The 23,526-nt window shown below is 59.8% G+C and carries 22 protein-coding genes and 1 pseudogene; 6 read left to right on the top strand and 17 right to left on the bottom strand.

All coding sequences use genetic code 11. From position 1 onward, the window contains the following. The first annotated feature begins 154 nt into the window (after positions 1–154). On the top strand, positions 155–2,086 hold the full coding sequence (locus AC07W0_RS13965) for a type VI secretion system Vgr family protein (RefSeq protein ID WP_495029331.1): 1,932 nt from the start codon (positions 155–157) through the stop codon (positions 2,084–2,086). A gap of 29 nt (positions 2,087–2,115) precedes the next feature. Here the strand turns inward: AC07W0_RS13965 and AC07W0_RS13960 are convergent, their stop codons facing one another. From AC07W0_RS13960 to AC07W0_RS13920, 9 genes and pseudogenes are all read right to left on the bottom strand, one after another. After that, positions 2,116–2,541, bottom strand: coding sequence for a guanosine-3',5'-bis(diphosphate) 3'-pyrophosphohydrolase (locus tag AC07W0_RS13960; protein ID WP_017849984.1), 426 nt, complete (start codon positions 2,539–2,541; stop codon positions 2,116–2,118). After that, positions 2,538–2,767 (bottom strand): annotated as a pseudogene (locus AC07W0_RS13955) (hypothetical protein). The gene AC07W0_RS13960 and the pseudogene AC07W0_RS13955 overlap by 4 nt, the downstream one beginning before the upstream one ends. Before the next feature lie 234 nt (positions 2,768–3,001). Next, positions 3,002–3,265, bottom strand: coding sequence for a hypothetical protein (locus AC07W0_RS13950; RefSeq protein WP_017849986.1), 264 nt, complete (start codon positions 3,263–3,265; stop codon positions 3,002–3,004). A gap of 8 nt (positions 3,266–3,273) precedes the next feature. Further along, positions 3,274–4,527 (bottom strand): PAAR domain-containing protein, encoded by a 1,254-nt coding sequence (locus AC07W0_RS13945; protein ID WP_017849987.1) that lies wholly within the window; start codon positions 4,525–4,527, stop codon positions 3,274–3,276. Positions 4,528–4,570: 43 nt separating this feature from the next. Then, positions 4,571–5,005: a DUF1795 domain-containing protein gene (locus AC07W0_RS13940; RefSeq protein ID WP_046381626.1), complete on the bottom strand. Its 435-nt coding sequence runs from the start codon at positions 5,003–5,005 to the stop codon at positions 4,571–4,573. Between the two features lie 254 nt (positions 5,006–5,259). Then, positions 5,260–6,324, bottom strand: coding sequence for a hypothetical protein (locus AC07W0_RS13935; protein ID WP_256580902.1), 1,065 nt, complete (start codon positions 6,322–6,324; stop codon positions 5,260–5,262). A 267-nt stretch (positions 6,325–6,591) separates the two neighbouring features. Further along, positions 6,592–6,867, bottom strand: coding sequence for an HU family DNA-binding protein (locus AC07W0_RS13930; RefSeq protein WP_003213368.1), 276 nt, complete (start codon positions 6,865–6,867; stop codon positions 6,592–6,594). Positions 6,868–7,058: 191 nt separating this feature from the next. Then, on the bottom strand, positions 7,059–8,207 hold the full coding sequence (locus AC07W0_RS13925; protein WP_017849991.1) for an NAD(P)/FAD-dependent oxidoreductase: 1,149 nt from the start codon (positions 8,205–8,207) through the stop codon (positions 7,059–7,061). A 36-nt stretch (positions 8,208–8,243) separates the two neighbouring features. Further along, positions 8,244–8,411 (bottom strand): rubredoxin, encoded by a 168-nt coding sequence (locus tag AC07W0_RS13920; RefSeq protein WP_046381624.1) that lies wholly within the window; start codon positions 8,409–8,411, stop codon positions 8,244–8,246. Positions 8,412–8,608: 197 nt separating this feature from the next. Here AC07W0_RS13920 and AC07W0_RS13915 point away from each other — a divergent pair, with 197 nt between their 5' ends. Both AC07W0_RS13915 and ubiA read left to right on the top strand, forming a co-directional pair. Beyond that, positions 8,609–9,172 carry a chorismate lyase gene (locus AC07W0_RS13915; RefSeq protein ID WP_079444949.1) on the top strand — a complete coding sequence of 188 codons (564 nt, stop codon included), beginning with the start codon at positions 8,609–8,611 and terminating at the stop codon, positions 9,170–9,172. Beyond that, a complete protein-coding gene (gene ubiA / locus AC07W0_RS13910; RefSeq protein WP_017849994.1) occupies positions 9,172–10,062 on the top strand; it encodes a 4-hydroxybenzoate octaprenyltransferase in 891 nt (296 codons plus the stop codon). The genes AC07W0_RS13915 and ubiA overlap by 1 nt, the downstream gene beginning before the upstream one ends. Before the next feature lie 30 nt (positions 10,063–10,092). On the opposite strand, the gene AC07W0_RS13905 is transcribed toward ubiA, so the two are convergent. Then, on the bottom strand, positions 10,093–10,473 hold the full coding sequence (locus tag AC07W0_RS13905; RefSeq protein WP_017849995.1) for a COG4315 family predicted lipoprotein: 381 nt from the start codon (positions 10,471–10,473) through the stop codon (positions 10,093–10,095). A 154-nt stretch (positions 10,474–10,627) separates the two neighbouring features. On the opposite strand from AC07W0_RS13905, the gene phoB reads away from it, so the two are divergent. The 3 genes from phoB (at position 10,628) to AC07W0_RS13890 (ending at position 14,244) form a co-directional block, all read left to right on the top strand. After that, a complete protein-coding gene (phoB, locus tag AC07W0_RS13900; protein WP_003176964.1) occupies positions 10,628–11,317 on the top strand; it encodes a phosphate regulon transcriptional regulator PhoB in 690 nt (229 codons plus the stop codon). Positions 11,318–11,376: 59 nt separating this feature from the next. Beyond that, entirely contained in the window at positions 11,377–12,699 is a 1,323-nt protein-coding gene (gene phoR / locus AC07W0_RS13895) for a phosphate regulon sensor histidine kinase PhoR (protein ID WP_017849996.1), read from the top strand. A gap of 204 nt (positions 12,700–12,903) precedes the next feature. Next, positions 12,904–14,244, top strand: coding sequence for a hemolysin family protein (locus AC07W0_RS13890; RefSeq protein WP_017849997.1), 1,341 nt, complete (start codon positions 12,904–12,906; stop codon positions 14,242–14,244). A 3-nt stretch (positions 14,245–14,247) separates the two neighbouring features. Here the strand turns inward: AC07W0_RS13890 and AC07W0_RS13885 are convergent, their stop codons facing one another. The 7 genes from AC07W0_RS13885 to AC07W0_RS13855 form a co-directional block, all read right to left on the bottom strand. Next, positions 14,248–14,919, bottom strand: coding sequence for a M23 family metallopeptidase (locus AC07W0_RS13885; protein ID WP_079444950.1), 672 nt, complete (start codon positions 14,917–14,919; stop codon positions 14,248–14,250). Positions 14,920–15,126: 207 nt separating this feature from the next. Beyond that, entirely contained in the window at positions 15,127–16,032 is a 906-nt protein-coding gene (locus AC07W0_RS13880; RefSeq protein WP_046485961.1) for a response regulator, read from the bottom strand. 167 nt (positions 16,033–16,199) lie between these two features. Next, the gene (gene phoU / locus AC07W0_RS13875) at positions 16,200–16,961 is read right to left on the bottom strand and encodes a phosphate signaling complex protein PhoU (RefSeq protein ID WP_017850000.1); all 762 of its coding nucleotides are present in this window, start codon (positions 16,959–16,961) and stop codon (positions 16,200–16,202) included. 70 nt (positions 16,962–17,031) lie between these two features. Beyond that, the gene (pstB, locus tag AC07W0_RS13870; protein WP_017850001.1) at positions 17,032–17,865 is read right to left on the bottom strand and encodes a phosphate ABC transporter ATP-binding protein PstB; all 834 of its coding nucleotides are present in this window, start codon (positions 17,863–17,865) and stop codon (positions 17,032–17,034) included. A 190-nt stretch (positions 17,866–18,055) separates the two neighbouring features. Then, positions 18,056–19,726 (bottom strand): phosphate ABC transporter permease PstA, encoded by a 1,671-nt coding sequence (gene pstA / locus AC07W0_RS13865; protein ID WP_102618836.1) that lies wholly within the window; start codon positions 19,724–19,726, stop codon positions 18,056–18,058. A gap of 15 nt (positions 19,727–19,741) precedes the next feature. Then, positions 19,742–21,775, bottom strand: coding sequence for an ABC transporter permease subunit (locus AC07W0_RS13860; RefSeq protein ID WP_169884756.1), 2,034 nt, complete (start codon positions 21,773–21,775; stop codon positions 19,742–19,744). Positions 21,776–22,259: 484 nt separating this feature from the next. After that, positions 22,260–23,246, bottom strand: coding sequence for a phosphate ABC transporter substrate-binding protein PstS (locus AC07W0_RS13855; protein WP_017850004.1), 987 nt, complete (start codon positions 23,244–23,246; stop codon positions 22,260–22,262). Positions 23,247–23,526: the final 280 nt, after the last annotated feature.

Raw genomic sequence — 23,526 nt, 5'->3', positions numbered from 1 at the left:
GTTGGAATGCGGTTTAAATGTGGGAGGGGGCTTGCCCCCGATGGCGGTGAATCAGTCACCAGATGCATCAACTGACACACTGCTATCGGGGGCAAGCCCCCTCCCACATTTGCAGCCGGTTTCTTCAGCTATTACGCAATTTACGGGTTAACCGATGCTATTCAACCAAACCTCACGCCTGGCCAAAATCACCAGCCCCCTCGGGCCGGACGTGCTGTTGCTCAATCAAATGGGCGGCGGCGAAGAGTTGGGCCGGCTGTTCGCCTATGAGCTGCAACTGACCTCCCTGGACGCCAACATCGACCTCAACCAGTTGCTGGGCAAGCCGATGAGCGTCGGTGTGCAATTGGCGGACGGCGGCGAGCGGCACTTTCACGGCATCGTCGCGCAATGCAGCCAGAGCATCGACCAGGGCCAGTTCGCCAGCTACCAGGTGATGCTGCGCCCGTGGCTGTGGCTGCTGAGCCGCACGTCGGACTGCCGGATTTTCCAGAACCTGAGCATCCCGCAGATCATCAAGCAAGTGTTCCGCGACCTCGGCTTTTCCGACTTCGAAGACGCCCTGAGCCGGCCGTACCGCGAGTGGGAATACTGCGTGCAGTACCGCGAGACCAGCTTCGATTTCGTCAGCCGCTTGATGGAACAGGAAGGCATCTACTACTTCTTCCGCCATGAACAGGACCGCCACATGCTGGTGCTGGCCGATGCCTACGGCGCCCACGCCACGGTGCCGGGCTACGCGTCGATTCCGTACTACCCCAAGGACGAGCAGCAACGCGAACGCGACCACCTGTACAACTGGCACCTGGCCCAGCAAGTGCAGCCGGGCTCGCTGGAGCTCAACGACTACGACTTCCAGCGCCCCAGCGCGAGCATCGACGTGCGCTCGGCGATGCCGCGCCCGCACGCCGCCGGCGACTACCCGCTGTACGACTACCCCGGCACCTACGTGCAAAGCGCGGACGGCGAACACTACGCGCGCACCCGCATCGAAGCCCTGCAAACCCTGCATGAACAAATCGAATTCAACGGCAACGCCCGCGGCCTCGGTTCCGGCCACCTGTTCAGCCTCACCGGATTCAGTCGCCAGGACCAGAACCGCGAATACCTGATCGTCGGCTGCCGCTATTACATCGTTCAGGAAAGCCTGGAAAGCGGCGGCGGCTCCAGCTCGGCACAGTTCGACAGCAGCCTGACCTGCATCGACGCCCAACAAAGCTTCCGCCCGCTGGCCAACACCTATCGCCCCATCGTCAAAGGCCCGCAGACCGCGCTGGTGGTCGGCCCCAAAGGCGAGGAAATCTGGACCGACCAGTACGGCCGCGTGAAAGTGCATTTCTACTGGGACCGCCACGACCAGTCCAACGAAAACAGCTCGTGCTGGATACGCGTATCGCAATCCTGGGCCGGCAAGAACTGGGGCTCGATGCAGATCCCACGAATCGGCCAGGAGGTGATTGTGAGCTTTCTGGAAGGCGACCCGGACCGGCCGATTATTACTGGGCGGGTGTACAACGCGGAGCAGACGGTGCCGTACAAACTGCCCGAGAATGCCACACAAAGTGGTATGAAAAGCCGCTCCAGCAAGGGTGGCTCACCCGCCAATTTCAACGAAATCCGCATGGAGGACAAAAAAGGCGCCGAGCAACTCTATATCCACGCGGAGCGTAATCAGGATATTGCCGTAGAAAATGACGAAGGCCATTGGGTGGGGCATGACCGCCACAGCACTGTGGATCACAACGAGACGGTCAGAATCGGTAATGACCGCCTGCGCGCGGTGTTGGCTAACGATGCTTTGCATGTCGGCGGGGCCAAGAGCGACAGTATCAACACCCAATACCTGATCGAGGCAGGATCGCAAATTCGACTGGTCTGTGGAAAGAGCGTGCTGGAGTTCAATGCCAGTGGCGAGATCAACATCTCGGGTACCGCGTTCAATATTTACGCCAGTGGTAACGGCAATATCGATACAGGCGGCCGGCTGGACCTCAATGCGGGCAATGCTTGTGCCGTGGATAACAAGGGTAAAGGCATCAAAAGCGTTATTGATGCAGCGGTGAAAGCCTTCTTTCCCAAGCGCTGACAAGGCAGACAGAGCGCCTGCCCAGTCGATCAGGTCGACAGCAAAAGATAGCGCAGCGCTTTGTGATATTTGGCGATCCGTTCCAGGTCCTTGGCCTCTAAGGTGGGCAATCGCGTGAGGTTGAGGTTGTCCCGGATATCTTCGATTTTCACCTTGCGCGCCAACTCGTCAGGCCGAATCCGCGCGATAAAGTCTTCGTAGACTTCGCCAGGACGCTTTGAGAGACAGTCGATGGCACGTATCACGTGCTCGCTGAGGCCTAATTGTCTTAATTCATCCAGGGTGACATCACTGTCTTCGACAACATCGTGCAGAACGCTGACAACCTGCTCATCCAATGTCTCGAATTTCAACATCAAGCGCAGCGGATGCAGAATGTAAGGCTTGCCAGACTTATCCAGCTGCCCAGCATGAACACGACAGGCCAGCGCAATGACGGTGTCGAGAATACTCATTGACGTGTAAATCCTTTTTCATATTGCTCACGAGTGATTTCCCGGCCCGAGCACAACGCTTCCCGATACAGACGATGGTCAGGAGCAACCGGCTCAGTACGCTCTTGTGCGCCATAGAACTTGACGTATATTTTTTCTCTCGATGATCCCAGCGATACATGACTTCTTCGAAGTTGTAGTCGATGAACACATCCCGGGTCAAAAGCGCTTCAAAATCAATTGCCACTGCTCCCCCTTATCGCGTCGTAATAGGCTTTGCTCTTATTGGCAATGGCTTTTGCTTCGGCACTGTTTGGGTCCAGCACTCGCCACGCCTCATAGTACTTGTGGCCCAGCCCATCTTCGACGTTGGCTTTCGCCGCTACCGCATTGTAGGTGCCATCACCCAACAACCTACCGAGCGCGTCAGCACTCCTTTCCATAGATCCTTTCAGAAGTGTGGGTAGACGATGTTGAAACGTCAGATCGCCGTGCCTCGGTTCGTTCCCGGCTGAATCAGCAACAGCTCGTCCAACTCGCGCTTGCGACAACGCATGACGAACGGTAGAGCAGCGTTCGGGTCACGCTTGAACAGTTCAAAAGTTGCCCGATCAATTTCATAATATTCCTCGTAATCGACCATACCGTTGCTGACCGGTATGGATACGTAAAAACGACCCGACTCCTTTTCGACTCCAACGGAAAACATGTGCTCCCGACTTACAAAAACATCCTGAAATTTCATGATCACCTCTAAAATCCTAATGGCGTCCAACTGAAGTCAGTGGGCGCAATACTGCCTGCGTCAATGACTGCCTCACTGCTGCCCGTAGGCAGTTTACCGCCAGGAATCCATAACTCATTCGCCCCGGCCTCGTTCCCGGAGGGAATCCGTAGATTCAAGTCTTTCGGGGCGGGGATATCGATGCGAACCAGAGTGCTGTTATCCAGCGTGTTTTTCGGTAATCCAAGCGCCTGCTCCAACGCTCTCGGGTCACCCTTGGCGTTGGCCAGCAATTGATCCGCCTCGTGCTTGGGCATAATGAAGGAGGTGCCATCACGCTGAGCAATTCCGTACTTGTCGAGGTTGGACTTTGTCATGAAGCGCGAGGCGCCTTTATCGAACTGGGCTAGATGTTCGCTTACGTACTTAGGTGAGAGGTAGGTATCGGCATTGGGTCGGCTTCCCTTCGGCATTGCCAGGATATCAGCCTCAGTCACGCCAAGTTTGTACTTAGGCGTCGCCAACCTTGCCATCTTCGGACTCAGCCCTAGCATCGCCATACCTGCCACGCCTTGGAGCAGATCTCGATAGCCCGGCCCAAGCCGGTCCCCCAATTCACCCAGTAGGGTCATGCCGCCTAAAACCAGGCCGCCGATCACGACAAACTCGACAAGTACCGCAAGACCCACCATGGCGGCCATTACCAGTGCAGCGCCGGCTGCCAGCAGCCCCATAAGCTCCAGCCCGGAATGCATCCAACCTTCGATATCAAGAACAAACGCAACCGAAACTGTCGGCCCACCGATAAACGTATTGGGGCTGCCACTCTTGATATGTGCACCGCAGACCATTTTGCTATGCAAGCGGGCCGCCGGCTTGCCGTTGATAAAGACCGTGGCACTGCCTTCGGCGATCAATACCGGAAACGGCCACATTGGGTGACTCATCGGAAAACCGGTACAGGACGAGGCGATGTCCTCTCCCGCTCGCATCGCATTGAGGCCATTGATATAGACATTGAAACTGCCCTTCAACAACTTCCCCGTGGTAGGTTCGGGTAGGTTGAAAAGCGTATTTAGACCTTTGACGATTTGGAACATCGACAAACCGCCCGCAGCGACCGAGCCTGCCATGATCGCCACCGCCACTCCACCTGTGGCAACGGTGGCAGCGATGACTGCAGCTCCAATCAATGCGCCCGCCACAGCGCCGGCGATCATCGACATGACCCCAAAACCGTGGGCTATTTCATCACCCAAGCGTGCTGCTGCTTGCGCATCCATTGCGTCTATCTGCCGTATTGGTTAAACCGCTGCCGTGTATGAATCAGGTGCCTGACACAAGGGGTTTGAGGCTGCTCATGGCAATTTTCCAGGCAGTCTCGTGATGAGCCAGATCACTCGGCGTGGTCGTCAATGTGGTGATCAGCACGGCCGGTTTTCGTTCGATAAACATCTGGCGCAACATCAGTTCGCGCCCTTCACGCTTCCAGGTGTAATCCAGCAATGTGGCGGCATGTTCATGCAGCACCGTGTCCCATCGTTGGACCAACTTGAACTCAGGCAATTGCTGCTCTGCGCTCTTCACTTGCTTGTCGATGTAATCCGCGAAGATCGCGTCGCCTTGGGAGGCATCACGACTGATGACAAAACTGGCTTCCTTGGCGCCGCCAACGGCCGGCAGCTTGAAGATATTGATACTCTGGTCCTGCCAGGCATCAGGGATGTCGAGGTCCGCTTCTTGAATTCTGTAGAGGGTCACAGTGATCGCTTTCCATGGATGTGAGTGACTCGGGAAAGCGCAAATACTCGGGTAATGCGCCACAACAATCAAGCCGAGGGAGATTCCCTGGTCCCGTCCCACCAAAAATGGGCACCCAACCCAGTCGGCATGCCCATTTTTCCTACCGTCCCGCAGCCCTTCGAGACCGCACCGCTATTAAAATTTTACGGACAGGGCGGACTTGCCTAAACAAATCCGCCACTCTCCACTCTTGAATCAAGAGTTTATCAAGACTACGTTACATCCGATTCTACAAGCGTTATCAATCTTTTAATCATTCTGTTCATGTGCTTGTGGCGCAGTTCAATCGCATCCATACGAGACTTGTCAGTCGGTGCATCCGACGACTTCGGCGCTTCATACGGTTTATAAACAAGGTCGTATCGTGTACCCAGGTCTTGCAACTGGGCTTCTATGCCATCCATGGTTTTTTCTTGATTGGTCAAGCGCCCGGCTGTGTCTTTTGGTGCCTCCGATTTTTTACTAACCGCATTAGCCTCAGATCCTTCGTTAATGGAAAGGATCTGGTTGACCATCAACTCTGTTTTTATTTCACTGTCTTCGAGGCGCGCGTCTATTTTTTGCTTTTCTGTTGCAGCCGGGTCTACGGTCGTGGTCGTGCCGTCCGCGTTCTTTTTTGCCGCGCCTGGCATTGCAGCTTGCGCTTCGATTCTATCGATGATGGCTTTGGAAGCCATATGTTCCCCCACACTCAACGGGATATTCACCAGTGAATTTACCCCCCCACTGATAAGTGAGTTGCGCGCGCTGGACGCCAGTTCAGAAGAGAGCGGCGGGAACCCATTTTTATCGTGTAGATCGTTAATATTTTGCGTGGTCTTTAAAGAATCCTTAATACCAGGTGACGCGGCTTTGGGGTTTGGCAGAGGATGGGAGCCTCTTTGTTTATTTGACCGAGGATTGGAGCCCCCTGATCCATTTGCCTGAGGATTCGGACCTCCTTGCCCATTTGGCAGAGGATTCGAACCTGGATTCGATCCTGGATTCGAACCTGGATTCGATCCACTTCCGGAACCTCCATGTCCACTTGACCCTCCCCCCCTGCGTCCTCCGCCAGCCTTAGTAGCGCCACTTAACTCAGAAGCACCTATTTTCTCATTACTCGCCGTGGGATATTCAATACCCCCTCCGTTACCCGCATTCGAACCATATACAATCTTCGAGGAGTCAGCCGTTTGCTGCCCATTACCCGACGTCAACGGAACTGAGTTTCCTGGCACAGTTGGCTGAGGTGATGGAGTATTTGGAGGAATATAAGTTAGATCAGTGAGTTTCATTGAGACACCTCTTTAAAATAGTCTTGAGCGCGTCCCTGCAATCTCGACTAATAGGTGGCGCCTCGTACCCATTAAGTTCCAGTGCGTAAGTAATCGTCCTTTACAAACAATAAAAAACTCTGCCCCGCTAATACTAATAACTGTATAAGCCGTGAGCCCCCTCCTTGCGCCTCGATTGCTTTTCCACGCGCACAAAAAATGGGCACCCGACCCAGTCGGCGTGCCCACTTTTTCTACCTCCCCGCCCCCTTCGAGACGATACCGCTATTACGGGTTGACGCTGTCTTTGAGCGACTTGCCCGGCTTGAACGCAACGGTATTGCTGGCCTTGATTTTCACAGGCTCACCGGTTTGCGGGTTTTTGCCGGTGCGGGCGCCGCGGTGGCGTTGCAGGAAGGTGCCGAAGCCAACCAGGGTGACGCTGTCCTTGCGGTGCAGGGCGCCGGTGATTTCTTCGAGAACGGCGTTGAGGACGCGATTCGCCTGTTCTTTGGTGAGGTCCGCTTTTTCAGCGATGGCGGCTGCGAGTTCTGGTTTACGCATAAGTGAAGCCTCTTTGACGGTTTTTTGTTGTTATGTCCGTGCTGCTCTCTAATGGAGCAGCGCCCAAGGCGCCGCAGGCTCTACTCTGCGGCAGACGGGAGTGAGGATGGCATGCCCTCGGACGCCGCGCCAGTCTCGTGGCGACCTTTCTAGGGTGAAAAATAGGGTTATTCCGACAGAACGACCGGTATTTACGCCAGCAGCGGCGGAAGTTCTTTGTTCAACGCCAGTTTTTCCATCACGGCGCTGCCGGTCAGCGCGTAGCCCAGCAGGCGGCCGCTGGCATCGCGGCACAGGGCCTTGATGTCGGCGCCCTGCCCTTCGACGCTCCACACGCCTTCGGTGCCCCGTGGCGGTGGCGAAACCACCAGCGGGCAGACCGGGGTTTTCACGGTGACCGGCATCGGCCCGTAGCTGACGGCCGTGGCGTTGCCCGCCAGCGTCTGGGCCAAGGCGCGGGCGCAGCTCATCAGCGGCATGACGTACAGCAGGTTCAGGCCATCGACCTCGGCGCAGTCGCCCAGGGCATAGATGTTGGCGTGGGAGGTCTTGAGGTGGCGGTCGACCACGATCCCACGGTTGACCTGCAAGCCGGCAGCCGCGGCCAGGTCGACACGCGGGCGCAGGCCGATGGCCGAGACCACCAGGTCGCACTGGATCACTTCACCGTCCGACAGGTGCGCTTCCAGACCTTCGGCGCTGCGTTGCAGGCGGTTGAGCACCGGGCCCAGGTGGAAGCGCGCCCCAAGGCCTTCCAGCCCGGCTTGTACCGCTGCGGCCGCCGCTGGGTGCAGCAGGGTCGGCATGACTTGCTCGCACGGTGCCACCAGGTCGATTTCGTAGCCGCCGAGGATCAGGTCGTTGGCGAATTCGCAGCCGATCAGGCCGGCGCCAAGCAGCAGCACGCGGCGTTTACCGACGGCTGCCGCGCGAAAGCGGGCGTAGTCTTCAAGATCGTTGATCGGGAAAATCAGCTCCGCGGCGTCGCCTTCGACCGGCACGCGCACGGTTTCCGCGCCCCAGGCCAGGACCAGGTCGCGGTAAGTCACCGCTTCTTCGCCGATCCACAAGCGCTTGTGGCCCGGGTCAATACCGGTGATACGGGTATGAGTGCGTACCTCGGCCTTGAGTTGCTCGGCCATGGCGCCGGGTTCAGCCATGCTCAGGCCATCGGCTTCCTTGTTCTTGGCAAAGCCGGTGGAGAGCATGGGCTTGGAGTAGGAGCGCCCATCATCCGCGGTGATCAGCAACAACGGGGTATCGCTGTCGAGCTTGCGAAACTCGCGGGCCACGTTGTAACCGGCGAGCCCTGTGCCGATGATCACGACAGGTGCGTTCATTCCTTTCTCCTTGTAGTACGTTTCTTAAATTCGCGATTACGCGATTTCAATCATTTCGAAATCCACTTTGCCCACGCCGCAGTCCGGGCACAGCCAGTCTTCCGGAACGTCCTCCCACAGGGTACCCGGAGCGATTCCGTCGTCCGGCCAGCCGTCTTTCTCGTCATAGATCAGGCCGCAGACTATGCATTGCCACTTCTTCATTTACTTGCTTCCTCAGGGTCCAGGCAGGTTGGCCGACGGTCGATAGATCCCGCGTTGCCGCGCGGCTCAGCGCGTTTTGTACTGATCGGGACCTGCAGATGCAAGTACGATCGACACAAGGCACCGGTTCAGCCCGGCAAAAGAGCCGGACGCCATGGTAAGCTCGCGGCCTCTTTTGCTGCCAATATTGACGCACCGTGCCGCACTCAATCGCCCTTCCCGATGCTTGCCAATGGCTGACCCAGAGCCTTCTGAGCCCCCTGCCCGCGCCGTTGACCCTTGACTGGCTGTTCGACGAGGGCTCGCTGACGCGGCGCCTGACGGGGCTGTCCAGCGACAGTTTCAGCGTGACGCCGCTGTGCGAAGGCTGGCAGCCGTTGCGCGACGATGAGTGCGCGGCGCTTGACCTGCCCCAGGCCAGCATCGGTTGGGTGCGCGAGGTGTATTTGCGCGGGCATGGCCAGCCGTGGGTGTTTGCCCGCAGCGTGGCGTCGCGCAGTGCGCTGCAAGGCGACGGGTTGCATATGGACGAGCTGGGGAGCCGCTCCCTGGGCGAGCTGCTGTTCTGCGACCGCGCCTTCACGCGTCGGGCGATCGAGGTCTGCCATTACCCGCGCCCATGGCTGCCCACAGCCGATCAGCTCGACGGGCTGTGGGCGCGCCGCTCGCGGTTCGATCGCGGGGCGCTGAGCGTGCTGGTCGCCGAAATCTTCCTGCCGAGCCTGTGGCACGCGGTGCATGACCACCCGGAGAACCGCTGATGTATCAACGCCTGCTCAAATCCTTGAACCGTCTGAACCCCAGGGCCTGGGATTTCATTCAGTTGACGCGCATGGACAAACCCATCGGCATCTACCTGCTGCTGTGGCCGACGCTGTGGGCGCTGTGGATCGCCGGCAAGGGCTCGCCGTCCTTGATCAATATCCTGATTTTCGTGCTCGGCGTGGTGCTCACTCGCGCCGGCGGCTGCGTGATCAACGACTGGGCCGACCGCAAGGTCGACGGCCACGTGAAGCGCACCGAGCAACGCCCACTGGTCAGCGGCAAGATCAGCTCGAAAGAGGCGCTGGTGTTTTTCGCGCTGCTGATGGGCGTCAGTTTCCTGCTGGTGCTGCTGACCAACGCGACGACCATCCTGCTGTCCCTCGGCGGCCTGGCGCTGGCGGCGAGCTATCCGTTCATGAAGCGCTACACCTATTACCCGCAAGTGGTGCTGGGCGCGGCGTTTTCCTGGGGCATGCCGATGGCGTTCACCGCCGAAACCGGCAACCTGCCTGCCGCCGCGTGGCTGCTGTACATCGCCAATGTGCTGTGGACGGTGGGCTACGACACCTATTACGCCATGACCGACCGCGACGACGATTTGAAGATCGGCGTGAAGTCCACCGCCATCCTGTTTGGCGACGCCGACCGGGCGATCATTCTGACCCTGCAAGGCCTGGCGCTGGCGTGCCTGTTGCTGGCCGGCGCGCGGTTCGAGCTGGGCGGCTGGTTCCACCTGGGGTTGCTGGCGGCGGCGGGCTGTTTTGCCTGGGAATTCTGGTACACCCGGGACAGGGACCGGATGAAGTGCTTCAAGGCGTTTTTGCACAACCACTGGGCCGGGTTGGCGATCTTTGTCGGGATTGTCGCGGATTACGGCTTTCGATGAGGGGCCAGGCCCCTCATCGCGAGGGCCCAACTAAGGCTTGGCGACTTTCCAGGCCCCGTCCATCTTGCCTTCACCGGTCATGTCGCCAGCCTTCTTGTCCATGACGAAGGTGTAGAGCGGCTTGCCGCTGTAGGCCCACTGACTCTTCTGGTCGTCACGGGTGATCACGGTCCACTTGCCCATGGGCTTGTCGGTGGACGCCGCCATCAATGGCGGCCAGTTGGCGGCACACTTATCGTTGCACAGGGATTTGCCATCGGCGTCCTTGGCAAAGGTGTAGAGCGTCATGCCGTTGTGATCGACCAGTATCCCGTCTTTGGTCGTCGCGGGGTCCGCCGCGAATGCCAGGGTCGGCAGCGTCAACGCCGCCGTGACCAGCAAGGCCTTCCAGGAAAAAGTACTGTAAGTCATCGGAACCTTCCTTTTGTGGTTGTCAGGATTCGGACCCAAAGCGTAGTCCACGCAGGCGGGAATTGCGCGAGCAGCTAAATTACTGTCACACGACTGCAATAATTCCGTTATCTAATGCGGCGCAAGACAGTTAAATGACAAGAGGACTTTAGGCATGGTTGGCAGGAGCATTCTGATCGTCGACGACGAAGCGCCCATTCGCGAGATGATCGCCGTCGCGTTGGAAATGGCCGGCTATGACTGCCTGGAAGCGGAGAACTCGCAGCAGGCCCATGCCATTATCGTCGACCGCAAACCGGACCTGATTCTGCTCGACTGGATGCTGCCCGGCACCTCCGGCATCGAACTGGCGCGGCGCCTCAAGCGTGACGAGCTGACCGGCGATATCCCGATCATCATGCTCACGGCCAAGGGCGAAGAAGACAACAAGATCCAGGGCCTGGAAGTCGGCGCCGATGACTACATCACCAAGCCGTTTTCCCCACGGGAACTGGTCGCACGCCTGAAAGCCGTACTGCGCCGCGCCGGCCCGACCGATGGCGAAGCACCGATCGAAGTCGGCGGCCTGTTGCTGGACCCGATCAGCCACCGCGTGACCATCGACGGCAAGCCCGCCGAGATGGGCCCGACCGAATACCGTCTGCTGCAGTTCTTCATGACCCACCAGGAACGCGCCTACACCCGCGGCCAGTTGCTGGACCAAGTGTGGGGCGGCAATGTGTACGTGGAAGAGCGCACCGTGGACGTGCATATCCGTCGCCTGCGCAAAGCCCTGGGCGATGCCTACGAGAATCTGGTACAAACCGTGCGCGGCACCGGCTATCGGTTTTCCACCAAGGGCTGAGCCAGCCGGTTTCTGAACGCAAGAGCCTGATTTAACAGCTGACAAGGACGCATGTTCAAGTGAACCAAAACTGGCATGGCACGCTGATCCGCCACCTGCTGCTGTTGATCACCGGCTGCTTGCTGGTAGGCCTGATCAGCGGCCAATACGGCTGGAGCCTGGCCGTCGGCATTGGTCTGTACCTGGGCTGGACCCTCAAGCAATTGCTGCGCCTGCATGAATGGCTGCGCCAACACAAACCCGATGAAGCACCACCCGACGGCTACGGCCTGTGGGGCGAGGTGTTCGACAGCATCTACCACCTGCAACGCCGCGACCAACGGGTACGCGGGCGCCTGCAAGCGGTGATCGACCGGGTGCAGGAGTCCACCGCCGCGCTGAAAGACGCAGTGATCATGCTCGACAGCGACGGCAACCTCGAATGGTGGAACCGCGCCGCCGAGACCCTGCTGGGCCTCAAGACGCCCCAGGACAGCGGCCAACCGGTGACCAACCTGGTCCGCCACCCGCGCTTCAAGGAATACTTCGAGCAGGAAAACTACGAAGAAGCCCTGGAAATTCCCTCGCCCACCAACGACCGCGTACGCATCCAGCTGTACCTGACGCGCTACGGCAACAACGAACACTTGATGCTGGTGCGCGACGTAACCCGCATCCACCAGTTGGAACAGATGCGCAAGGACTTCGTTGCCAACGTCTCCCACGAGCTGCGCACCCCGTTGACGGTGATCTGCGGCTACCTGGAGACGCTGCTGGACAACGTCGACGAGATCAACCCGCGCTGGAGCCGCGCCCTGCAGCAGATGCAGCAGCAAGGCTCGCGCATGCAAACCCTGCTCAATGACCTGCTGTTGCTGGCCAAGCTGGAGGCGACCGATTACCCGTCGGATAACCACCCGGTGGCGGTGCAAAGCCTGTTGCAGACCATCAAGAACGACGCCCAGGCCCTCTCCGGCCAACGCGGGCAACAGATCACCCTGGAAGCCGACCCGTCGGTACTGCTCAAAGGCAGCGAAGGCGAATTGCGCAGCGCGTTTTCCAACCTGGTGTTCAACGCCGTGAAGTACACCCCGGACAAGGGCAATATCCGCATCCGCTGGTGGGCCGACGCCCAGGGCGCGCACCTGAGCGTGCAAGACTCCGGCATCGGCATCGACGCCAAGCACCTGCCGCGCCTGACCGAGCGCTTCTACCGCGTCGACTCCAGCCGCAACTCCAACACCGGCGGCACCGGGCTGGGCCTGGCGATCGTCAAGCACGTGCTGCTGCGCCACCGCGCACGCCTGGAAATCAGCAGTGTGCTCGGCCACGGCAGCACCTTTACCTGCCATTTTCCGCCGCCCCAGGTAACCCGTTCGCGGATGGTCGTGAATGATGAATAACCCGGACACAATACAACACTAAATGTGCGAGCAAGCCCCCTCCCACATTTGGAATTGCATTGTTGCGAAGCAGGTATTCCTGGCTCCATCAGGCAGCAACCACTAGGCAAGCGCTGCGCCAGCCGCTACATTGGCCGACTTGTGTCCGCCTTTCAGGCGCTCCTGTCACCCCTATTGAACATACGGAACCCGCAAAACCCCATCATGGACCCTTCCCCAAGTATCACCCTCGCCACACTCTTCGCCGATTTCGGCATGATTCTTTTTGCACTGATCCTGGTACTGCTCAACGCGTTCTTCGTTGCGGCGGAGTTTGCCATGGTCAAACTGCGCTCCACGCGGGTCGAGGCCATCGCCCACACCAACGGTTGGCGCGGGCAGATCCTGCGCACCGTCCACCGCCAGCTCGACGCCTACCTGTCGGCCTGCCAGTTGGGTATCACCCTCGCCTCCCTGGGCCTGGGCTGGGTCGGCGAGCCGGCGTTTGCGCATATCCTCGAGCCGCTGCTGGGCGCCGCTGGCGTCGAGTCGCCGGAAGTGATCAAAGGCGTGTCGTTCTTTTCCGCCTTCTTCCTGATTTCCTACCTGCACATCGTGGTCGGTGAACTTGCGCCCAAGTCCTGGGCCATTCGCAAGCCGGAACTGCTGTCGCTGTGGACGGCGGTGCCGCTGTACCTGTTCTACTGGGCCATGTACCCGGCAATCTACCTGCTCAACGCCAGCGCCAATGCCATCCTGCGGATCGCCGGGCAAGGCGAACCCGGCCCGCACCATGAGCACCAGTACAGCCGCGAAGAACTCAAGCTGATCCTGCACTCCAGCCGTGGCCAGGACCCCAGCGACCAAGGCATGCGCGTCTTGGCCTCGGCCGTGGAAATGGGCGAACTGGAAGTGGTCGACTGGGCCAACTCGCGAGAAGACCTGGTGACCCTGGACTTCAACGCTCCGCTCAAGGAAATCCTCGCGCTGTTCCGTCGCCACAAATTCAGCCGTTACCCGGTGTATGACGCGCAGCGCAACGAGTTTGTCGGCCTGCTGCACATCAAGGACCTGCTGCTGGAACTGGCGAACCTGGACCATCTCCCCGAGTCGTTCAACCTGGCCGAACTGACCCGCCCGCTGGAGCGCGTGTCGCGGCACATGCCGCTGTCGCAGTTGCTGGAGCAGTTCCGCAAAGGCGGCGCGCACTTCGCCCTGGTGGAAGAAGCCGACGGCAAGGTCATCGGCTACCTGACCATGGAAGACGTGCTCGAAGTGCTGGTGGGCGATATCCAGGACGAACACCGCAAGGCCGAGCGCGGCATCCTCGCCTACCAGCCGGGCAAACTGCTGGTACGCGGCGATACGCCGCTGTTCAAGGTGGAACGCCTGCTGGGCGTCGACCTCGACCACATCGAAGCGGAAACCCTGGCCGGGCTGGTCTACGACACCCTCAAGCGGGTGCCGGAAGAGGAAGAAGTCCTCGAGGTTGAAGGCCTGCGGATCATCATCAAGAAGATGAAAGGGCCGAAAATCGTGTTGGCCAAGGTCCTGCTGCTGGACTGACCGTCAATTGCCCAAGGCAAAATTGGGCAATACCCCCACGGGCTGGTTGAACTCATACGGGATCGATACCAGCCCCGCCTCGGTCCGCTGCTGCACCACAAAGTGCAGGTGCGGCCCGCTGCTGTTGCCGGTGTTGCCCGACAACCCCAGCGCACTGCCCACCGCCACCCGCTGCCCCGGTCTGACGCTGACCGAACCTTGCTTGAGGTGCAGGTACACGCCCTGGGTGCCGTCATCGTGCAGCACCCGCACGAAATTCCCTGACGCATCGTTGCCGCGCCCGGCCTGGTCATTCTCGATCTTCACCACCCTGCCGCTGCGCGCCGCAATGATCGGCGTGCCTTCGGGCATGGCAATGTCCATGGCGTAGCGGCTTTTGGCGTCGGTATGGCTGAAGCTGCCGTTGGGGCCTTGGCTCAGGCGAAACGGCCCGCCGCGCCAGGGCAAGGGGTAGCGGTAGGCCTGCTGGGGATAACCGGGCCTTGGCCGGTCGAGCACCGGCCGTTGCACGCGCACGGCCTCCCGCTCCCGGATCACAAACGCCTGGGCGCCGGGGGTTTGCCGGTCGCTGAAAAACACCTCGCCATTGGCGTCGGTGGATTTGTAGAGGGTCATGGCCGGGGTCGAGGTAGCAACCGTGGCCAATACGCAGAGCAGCAGTAGGCGAATGAGCATGACGCGAACCTGCCGGGGGGACTGAATGGCAGGCTAGCAAGGCTTGATGACAAGACCGTGTGAGATTTACCCGATACTGAAAACAACGAACTTCACATGTAGGAGCGGGCTTGCTCGCGATTGCGGTAGTTCAGCCAACGAAGATGTTGAATGAAAGACCATCGGGAGCACGCCCCCTTCCACAGGGGACAGGTGGCGTTCTGTGAATCAGGCACCCGGCACGAAATGCTTCTGCGCCGTACCCCGCGCGATCAGCCGCGAGATGTAGTCCAGTTTCTGCGCATCCTGGTCGATAAAGCGGAAGGTCAGTTGCAGCCAGTCGCTGTCGGGCTTGGGCTCGAAGGCGACGACGGCGTGCAGGTAGCCGTTGAGGCGTGCGACTTCGGCGTTGTCGCCTTGCTCAAGGTCGAGCACCGCGCTTTCCAGTACCTGAGGCAGGACCTCACTGCGACGGACCACCAGCAGCGCTTCCTTGATGCTCAGGCCCTTGATCACGCATTGCTGGGTGCCGCTGGACAGGCGCAACTGACCCTGCCCGCGACCACTGGCGGGCGCAGCGGCGGCAGCCGCCTTCACGGGCGGGCTGTTGAGCAGGCCTTTGCTCGGTGCAGCCGCCGCGATAGGAGCGACCTTGACCGCTTCGGGCTTGCCACCGGTCAGGGCGCTCAGGGAGTCGTTGCCGAACGCTGAGTTCATCTTGGTCGGTGCGCTGGCGACCAGGGCGTCGAGGCGCCCGACCTTGTGCAGGGCGTGCTTGACCTTGGTCAACAGCTGTTCGTTGGTGAACGGTTTGCTGACGTAGCCGGAAACCCCGGCCTGGATCGCCTGCACCACGTTCTCTTTGTCGCCGCGGCTGGTCACCATCACGAACGGCATGGCTTTGAGCTGCGGTTGCTCACGGCACCAGGTCAACAGCTCCAGGCCGGACATCTCGGGCATTTCCCAGTCGCACAACACCAGATCGAAGGTTTCGCGCATCAGGATGGCCTGGGCCTTTTTGCCGTTCACCGCATCTTCAATCTTGATCCCGGGGAAGTAATTGCGCAGGCACTTCTTCACCAGGTCGCGAATAAACGAGGCGTCATCCACCACCAATACACTGACTTTACTCATCGACCCTTTATCCTATAAAAACGCGGCACGCAGAACGCCTGACTGGTGGCATTTTGCCAAAACTCTGTAGTCGTGTTGGGACTTTCTTTCACCCCACGCACAAAAAAATCAGCGCCCACAAACGAAAACGCCCGACCAAAGGCCGGGCGTTAATATCTCGGGCAACCTTACTTATCGTCAGATTCGCCCGGAACATTAGGGATTTGATCGGTAGATCCTTCAACTTCGGCTTTCATGCGCTTGAGGCCCATGTGCCGCACGTCGGTGCCACGCACCAGATAGATCACCAACTCCGAGATATTGCGCGCGTGGTCGCCGATCCGCTCCAGCGAGCGCAGCACCCAGATAATGCTCAAGACCCGTGTGATAGAGCGCGGGTCTTCCATCATGTAGGTGGCCAGCTCGCGCAGGGCGGTCTTGTACTCACGGTCGATGATCTTGTCGTACTGGGCCACCGACAACGCCAGTTCGGCGTCGAAACGGGCAAACGCGTCCAGGGCATCGCGCACCATGTTGCGCACCTGGTCACCGATATGCCGCACTTCCACATAACCGCGCGGCGCTTCGCCTTCTTCGCACAGTTGGATGGCGCGGCGGGCGATCTTGGTGGATTCATCGCCGATACGCTCAAGGTCGATCACCGACTTGGAAATACTGATGATCAAGCGCAGGTCGGAAGCCGCCGGCTGGCGACGGGCGAGAATGCGCAGGCATTCTTCGTCGATATTGCGTTCCATCTGGTTGATCTGGTCATCGATCTCGCGCACTTGCTGGGCCAGGCCCGAGTCGGCCTCGATCAGCGCGGTGACCGCATCGTTGACTTGCTTCTCCACCAGCCCGCCCATCGCCAGGAGGTGGCTGCGCACTTCCTCAAGCTCGGCATTGAACTGCGCGGAGATGTGGTGGGTAAGGCCTTCTTTGCTAATCATGTTTGCGTCCTTGGAGCGTCCGGAAAGGTGCGGAGAACCGCAGCGTCAATGCAATCTGAACCACAGCTTCCTAGCCGTAGCGACCGGTGATGTAGTCTTCGGTCTGTTTCTTCGCCGGATTGGTGAACAGGGTATCGGTATCGCCGAACTCCACCAGCTTGCCCATGTACATGAACGCGGTGTAGTCGGAAACCCGCGCCGCCTGTTGCATGTTGTGAGTCACGATGACGATGGTGAACTTGGACTTGAGCTCGTAGATCAGTTCTTCGACTTTCAACGTCGAGATCGGGTCGAGTGCCGAGCAAGGTTCGTCGAGCAGCAGCACTTCCGGTTCCACGGCGATGGTACGCGCGATCACCAGGCGTTGTTGCTGGCCGCCGGACAGGCCGAGTGCGGAGTCGTGCAGGCGGTCCTTGACCTCGTCCCACAGCGCCGCGCCTTTAAGCGCCCATTCGACCGCTTCATCGAGGATGCGCTTCTTGTTGATGCCCTGGATGCGCAAGCCGTAGACCACGTTTTCGTAGATGGTCTTGGGGAACGGGTTGGGCTTCTGGAACACCATGCCCACCCGGCGACGCAGCTCGGCCACGTCTTCACCCTTGCGGTAGATGTTGCTGCCGTAGAGGTTGATCGCACCATCCACGCGGCAACCGTCGACCAGGTCGTTCATGCGGTTGAAGGTGCGCAGCAGCGTGGACTTGCCGCAGCCCGACGGGCCGATGAAGGCGGTCACGCGCTGCTTGGGGATGTTCATGCTGACGTCGAACAGCGCCTGTTTGTCGCCGTAGTACAGGCTCAGGCCCGGCACTTCGATGGCCACGGTTTCCTGGGCCAGGCTCAGGCTCTGCTTGTCACGACCCAGGGCAGACATGTTGATGCCATGGGAATGGGTTTCTTGTTGCATGGGATGCTCCCTGTGCTACCAATTCGTGTTGTTGAACCGCCGGGGGCGGTTTACTCAAATTCTGCGTATATCGTGGTCTAGTGTGGGAGGGGGCTTGCCCCCGATAGCAGTGTGTCAGCCAGCATATGTGTTTCTGATACGCCGCTATCGGGGGCAAGCCCCCTCCCACATTGAGTCCGCGTCACTTCAATTAGCTATCCAACGCTTTATATTTTTCGCGCAGGTGGTTACGGATCCACACCGCCGACAAGTTGAGCGTGGCGATCACCAGCACCAGCAACAGCGCGGTGGCATATACCAGCGGCCTTGCGGCCTCGACGTTGGGGCTCTGGAAGCCGACGTCATAAATATGGAAGCCCAGGTGCATGATCTTCTGGTCAAGGTGCAAGTAAGGGTAGTTGCCGTCCAGCGGCAGCGACGGGGCCAGCTTGACCACGCCCACCAGCATCAGCGGCGCTACTTCACCGGCGGCACGGGCCACGGCGAGGATCATGCCGGTCATCATCGCCGGGCTGGCCATCGGCAGCACGATCTTCCACAGCGTTTCCGCCTTGGTCGCGCCGAGTGCCAGCGAGCCTTCGCGCACAGTGCGAGGAATCCGCGCCAGGCCTTCTTCGGTAGCCACGATCACCACCGGCACCGCCAGCAGCGCCAGGGTCAGCGACGCCCACAACAGGCCCGGCGTACCGAAGGTTGGGGCCGGCAGGGCTTCGGCGAAGAACAGGCGGTCAACCGAGCCACCCAATACATACACGAAGAAGCCCAGGCCGAACACGCCGTAAACGATGGCCGGTACGCCCGCCAGGTTGTTCACGGCGATGCGGATGATCCGCGTCAGGGCGTTCTGCTTGGCGTATTCACGCAGGTACACCGCCGCCAGCACGCCGAATGGGGTCACGATCATCGCCATGATCAGGGTCATCATCACGGTGCCGAAGATGGCCGGGAAGATCCCGCCTTCGGTGTTGGCTTCCCGTGGGTCGTCGCTGAGGAACTCCCAGACCTTGCTGAAGTAGAAGCCGACCTTGGTCATCGTGCCCATGGCGTTCGGCTGATAGGCGTGGACCACTTTGCCGATGCCGATTTCGACTTCCTTGCCGTTCGCATCGCGGGCAGTCAAGGCGTCGCGGTTGAATTGGGCGTGCAGGTCGGCCAGGCGCGCTTCGATGTCCTGGTAACGGGCATTCAGTTCGGCGCGGCCCGAGTCCATGTCGGCCTGGGCGGCGGCGTCGAGCTTGCCTTCCAGTTCCAGCTTGCGGCCGTGCAGACGGATACGTTCAAGACCGGCGTTGATCGCGCCGATGTCGGACTTCTCAAGGGTCTTGAGCTGGGCCGCCAGCTTGTTCACGCGGTCGACCCGAGCCTGCAGCTCCGGCCACGCAGCCTGGCCTTCGGCGATGACCTTGCCATCCTGCTTGACGTTGACCAGGGTGCCGTAGAAGTTGCCCCACTCACGGCGCTCGATGGTCATCAATTCCAGCGGTTTGGTCTGGTTCTTCAGCCATTCGCCGACGATCCATGTGAAGTCGCTGCCATTCAGATCGCGGTTACCGACTTTGATCAGCTCGCGGGTCATGAATTCCGGGCCCACGTCGGGCACGGGCAGGCCAGCGCTTTTCAGGCGCTCGCGCGGCACTTCTTCTTTCTGTACCACTTCGCCGATGACGATATGGTTGGCCTGGCCCGGGACATCGTAGTTGGCCTGGATCAGGTCAGCCGGCCAGAAGTGGCCCAAACCACGCACCGCAATCACAGCCAGCAAACCAAGGGTCATGATGACCGCGATGGACACCGCGCCACCGCTGATCCAGACGCCGGGGGCGCCGCTCTTGAACCATCCATTCAGGGAGTTCTGTTTCACAGACTTCTACCTTTCTTAAAGCGACGAGTATTTCTTGCGCAGACGCTGACGAATCAGCTCGGCGAGGGTGTTCATGATGAAGGTGAACAACAGCAGCACCAGCGCCGAGAGGAACAGCACGCGGTAGTGACTGCCGCCCACTTCCGACTCGGGCATTTCCACCGCGACGTTGGCCGCCAGGGTGCGCAGGCCTTCGAACAGGTTCATCTCCATCACCGGAGTGTTACCGGTGGCCATCAGCACGATCATGGTCTCGCCCACGGCGCGGCCCATGCCGATCATCAGCGCCGAGAAAATCCCCGGGCTGGCGGTCAGGATGACCACGCGGGTCATGGTCTGCCACGGCGTGGCACCCAGGGCCAAAGAGCCCAGGGTCAGGCCGCGCGGCACGCTGAACACGGCGTCTTCGGCGATGGAGTAGATGTTCGGGATCACCGCGAACCCCATCGCCAGGCCGACGACCAGGGCGTTGCGCTGGTCATAGGTGATGCCCAGGTCATGGGAGATCCACATCCGCATGTCGCCGCCGAAGAACCAGGTTTCCAGGTACGGGCTCATGTACAGCGAGAGCCAGCCCACAAACAGGATCACCGGGATCAGGATCGCGCTTTCCCAGCCATCGGGAACCCGCAGGCGAATGGACTCAGGCAGGCGGCTGAAGATAAAACCGGCCACCAGGATGCCAATCGGCACCAGCATCAACAGGCTGAAAATCCCCGGTAGATGCCCTTCGACATACGGCGCGAGGAACAGGCCGGCGAAGAAGCCGAGGATCACCGTCGGCATCGCTTCCATCAGCTCGATCACCGGCTTGACCTTGCGGCGCAGGCCCGGTGCCATGAAGTACGCAGTGTAGATCGCTGCGGCAACAGCCAGCGGCGCGGCCAGCAACATGGCGTAGAACGCGGCCTTCAGCGTACCGAAGGTCAGCGGCGCGAGGCTCATCTTGGGTTCGAAATCGGTGTTGGCGGCGGTCGATTGCCAGACGTATTTAGGCTCGTCGTAGTTTTCGTACCAGACCTTGCTCCACAGCGCGCTCCACGACACTTCCGGGTGCGGGTTGTCCAGCAGCAACGGTTGCAGCTTGCCGTCGGCTTCGACGATCACACGGTTGGCCCGTGGCGACAGGCCGAACACGCCCGGGCCATCGACCACCGGGTCCACCAGCAGGGTGCGGTGGGCGGTGCTGTGGAACACGCCGAACTTGCCGGAAGCGTCGAGGGCGGTGAAGCCTTTGCGACGTTCTTCGGCGGTGATTTCAACGATGGGCGCAGTGCCCATCTCGAAGGTGCGGATCTGCTTCAGGCGCTGTTCGCCATCCGGGTCACGGGCCATGAACCACTGGGCCAGGCCGCCCTTGGAGTTACCGACGATCAGCGAGATACCGCCCACCAGTTGGGTGCTGGCGGTGATTTCGGCGTCGCCGTCTTCCAGCAGTTTATAGCGACCGTTGAGGCTCTTGTCGCGCAGGCTGAACACATCCGCCAGGGCACGGCCGTTGATCACGTACAGCCATTGCTGGCGGGGGTCGATGAAGATCGCCTTCACCGGCTCGGTCATCTGCGGCAGCTCGATACGCTTCTGCTCGCTGGTGACTTCGCCGGTCATCATGTTTTCTTCACGGCTCAGGGACAGCACGTTCAAGTGCGAACCGGCCGAACCGGCCACCACCAGCGAGGTGTCGGTGACGTTCAGCGCGACGTGTTCCAGCGGGCGACCGGCGTCATCCAGCACGATCGGCGTTTCGCCGTAAGGGTATTCGATGGCCGGGCTGATGGTCTTCTTGCCGTCCGGGTAGGACACCTTGTAGGTGTGACGGAACACCAGGGACTGGCCATTGGACAAACCGAGGATCACCAGCGGGCTGCCCGGCTGGTCTTTACCAATCGACACGACGCTGACGCCGGCCGCCAGCGGCAGGTCGATGCGCTTGAGTTCGGCGCCGGTGCTCACGTCGAAGAACAGCGCCTGGCCTTTGTCGGAAACCCGCATGGCGACTTGGTTCTGTTCTTCCAGCGAGATCATCAACGGCTTGCCCGCGTCTTGTATCCACGCCGGTGTCAGCGCGGCTTCCTTGGTCAACGAGGCGCCCTGGAACAAGGGCGCGACCACGTAGGCCAGGAAGAAGAAGATCAGGGTGATAGCGCCGAGGACGGCAAGGCCGCCGATCAACACGTACCAACGGGTCAGGCGATCCTTGAGCGCGCGAATGCGGCGCTTGCGTTGCAACTCAGGCGTATTGAAGTCAATACGCTTGGGGGGAGAAGTCGTCGTCATAGTGGAATTGGCCAGATCATTCATGCGCACACCCTAGCGGTCCTGTATGACAGAAAGATGACAATGCAGTGACGCAAGAAATCCGCCGCATGGCAGAGCCGGCAGCGGACTAAAAATTAGGAGTTTCTGTAGGAGCGCGCTTGCTCGCGAAGAGCGTTAACGATAACGCGCCGCTTCTGAATAAACGCGGTGCTCTATCATCTTTCGCGAGCAAGCCCGCTCCTACAGAACGGCCGGTTTTACCCGGCCCAGCAACTTAGTTGCCTTCTTTCAGACCCAGGTCAGCCAGTGCCTTGGCGGCAACTTTGGCTGGCAGTGGGATGTAGCCGTCCTTGACCACAACTTCCTGGCCCTGCTTGGACAGAACCAGCTTCACGAACTCGGCTTCCAGCGGTGCCAGCGGCTTGTTCGGGGCTTTGTTGACGTAAACGTAGAGGAAACGCGACAGCGGGTATTTGCCGTTCAGGGCGTTTTCTTCGCTGTCTTCGATGAAGTCAGTGCTGCCTTTCTTGGCCAGGGCCACGGTCTTCACGCTGGCGGTCTTGTAGCCGATGCCCGAGTAACCGATGCCGTTCAGCGAGGAGCTGATCGACTGCACGACCGAAGCCGAGCCTGGTTGTTCGTTCACGTTAGGCTTGTAGTCGCCTTTGCACAGGGCTTCTTCCTTGAAGTAGCCGTAGGTGCCGGATACCGAGTTACGACCGAACAGTTGCACTGGCTTGTTGGCCAGGTCGCCGGTCACACCCAGGTCGCCCCAGGTTTTGACGTCGGCTTTGGCACCGCACAGGCGAGTCGAGGAGAAGATCGCGTCGACTTGTTCCATGGTCAGGTGCTTGATCGGGTTGTCCTTGTGTACGAACACGGCCAGGGCATCCACGGCAACCGGGATAGCAGTTGGCTTGTAGCCGTACTTCTGCTCGAAGGCCGCCAGTTCGGTGTCCTTCATCTTGCGGCTCATCGGGCCCAGGTTGGAGGTGCCTTCAGTCAGCGCAGGTGGCGCAGTGGCAGAACCAGCAGCTTGAATCTGGATGTTGACGTTCGGGTATTCCTTTTTGTAACCCTCGGCCCACAGGGTCATCAGGTTAGCCAGGGTATCGGAACCGACGCTGGACAAGTTGCCCGACACACCAGTGGTCTTCGTGTAAGCCGGAATAGCCGGGTCAACACCAGCGGCCACCGCGTGGGCAGTCGCAACGCCAGCAGCGACAAAAGTCATTGCCGCCATCAAACGCTTCAGTTTCATGCCTTACTCCTAGCAGATAGGGATAGTTGGATCGGGGCCAAGTATTGATAGGCCGTGTGAACACTCTATGTCTGGAATATGACAATTAGATGAAAGGCCAGTATTGGGGGAAAAAGCGGCCAGAAGCGGCAAGTGCCGAAAAAACGGGGGTGGCGAGGACGTCGGGGCGGTTGAAACGATGATTCGGAAACACTCTGTAATTTATGATCGTTCCTACGCAACTGCGTAGGAACGATCTTCAGATAGCTGATTACCTGCCGCGCTTCCACAGATACCCACC

It is taken from the genome of Pseudomonas sp. GW704-F2, from assembly GCF_059423025.1.
The sequence above is the reverse complement of the archived record's forward strand: the minus strand, read 5'-3'. Positions and strand labels throughout refer to the sequence as shown.

Bases quoted from the DNA above. Each gene is read 5' to 3' on its own strand.
- pstB (WP_017850001.1), bottom strand. From the start codon at position 17,865: ATGCAACAAGAAACCCATTCCCATGGCATCAACATGTCTGCCCTGGGT.
- AC07W0_RS13890 (WP_017849997.1), top strand. From the start codon at position 12,904: ATGGACCCTTCCCCAAGTATCACCCTCGCCACACTCTTCGCCGATTTC.
- AC07W0_RS13885 (WP_079444950.1), bottom strand. From the start codon at position 14,919: ATGCTCATTCGCCTACTGCTGCTCTGCGTATTGGCCACGGTTGCTACC.
- AC07W0_RS13950 (WP_017849986.1), bottom strand. From the start codon at position 3,265: ATGAAATTTCAGGATGTTTTTGTAAGTCGGGAGCACATGTTTTCCGTT.
- AC07W0_RS13920 (WP_046381624.1), bottom strand. From the start codon at position 8,411: ATGAAGAAGTGGCAATGCATAGTCTGCGGCCTGATCTATGACGAGAAA.
- AC07W0_RS13925 (WP_017849991.1), bottom strand. From the start codon at position 8,207: ATGAACGCACCTGTCGTGATCATCGGCACAGGGCTCGCCGGTTACAAC.
- phoU (WP_017850000.1), bottom strand. From the start codon at position 16,961: ATGATTAGCAAAGAAGGCCTTACCCACCACATCTCCGCGCAGTTCAAT.
- AC07W0_RS13905 (WP_017849995.1), bottom strand. From the start codon at position 10,473: ATGACTTACAGTACTTTTTCCTGGAAGGCCTTGCTGGTCACGGCGGCG.
- AC07W0_RS13960 (WP_017849984.1), bottom strand. From the start codon at position 2,541: ATGAGTATTCTCGACACCGTCATTGCGCTGGCCTGTCGTGTTCATGCT.
- AC07W0_RS13930 (WP_003213368.1), bottom strand. From the start codon at position 6,867: ATGCGTAAACCAGAACTCGCAGCCGCCATCGCTGAAAAAGCGGACCTC.
- phoB (WP_003176964.1), top strand. From the start codon at position 10,628: ATGGTTGGCAGGAGCATTCTGATCGTCGACGACGAAGCGCCCATTCGC.
- AC07W0_RS13945 (WP_017849987.1), bottom strand. From the start codon at position 4,527: ATGGATGCGCAAGCAGCAGCACGCTTGGGTGATGAAATAGCCCACGGT.
- AC07W0_RS13855 (WP_017850004.1), bottom strand. From the start codon at position 23,246: ATGAAACTGAAGCGTTTGATGGCGGCAATGACTTTTGTCGCTGCTGGC.
- AC07W0_RS13880 (WP_046485961.1), bottom strand. From the start codon at position 16,032: ATGAGTAAAGTCAGTGTATTGGTGGTGGATGACGCCTCGTTTATTCGC.
- AC07W0_RS13965 (WP_495029331.1), top strand. From the start codon at position 155: ATGCTATTCAACCAAACCTCACGCCTGGCCAAAATCACCAGCCCCCTC.
- AC07W0_RS13935 (WP_256580902.1), bottom strand. From the start codon at position 6,324: ATGAAACTCACTGATCTAACTTATATTCCTCCAAATACTCCATCACCT.
- ubiA (WP_017849994.1), top strand. From the start codon at position 9,172: ATGTATCAACGCCTGCTCAAATCCTTGAACCGTCTGAACCCCAGGGCC.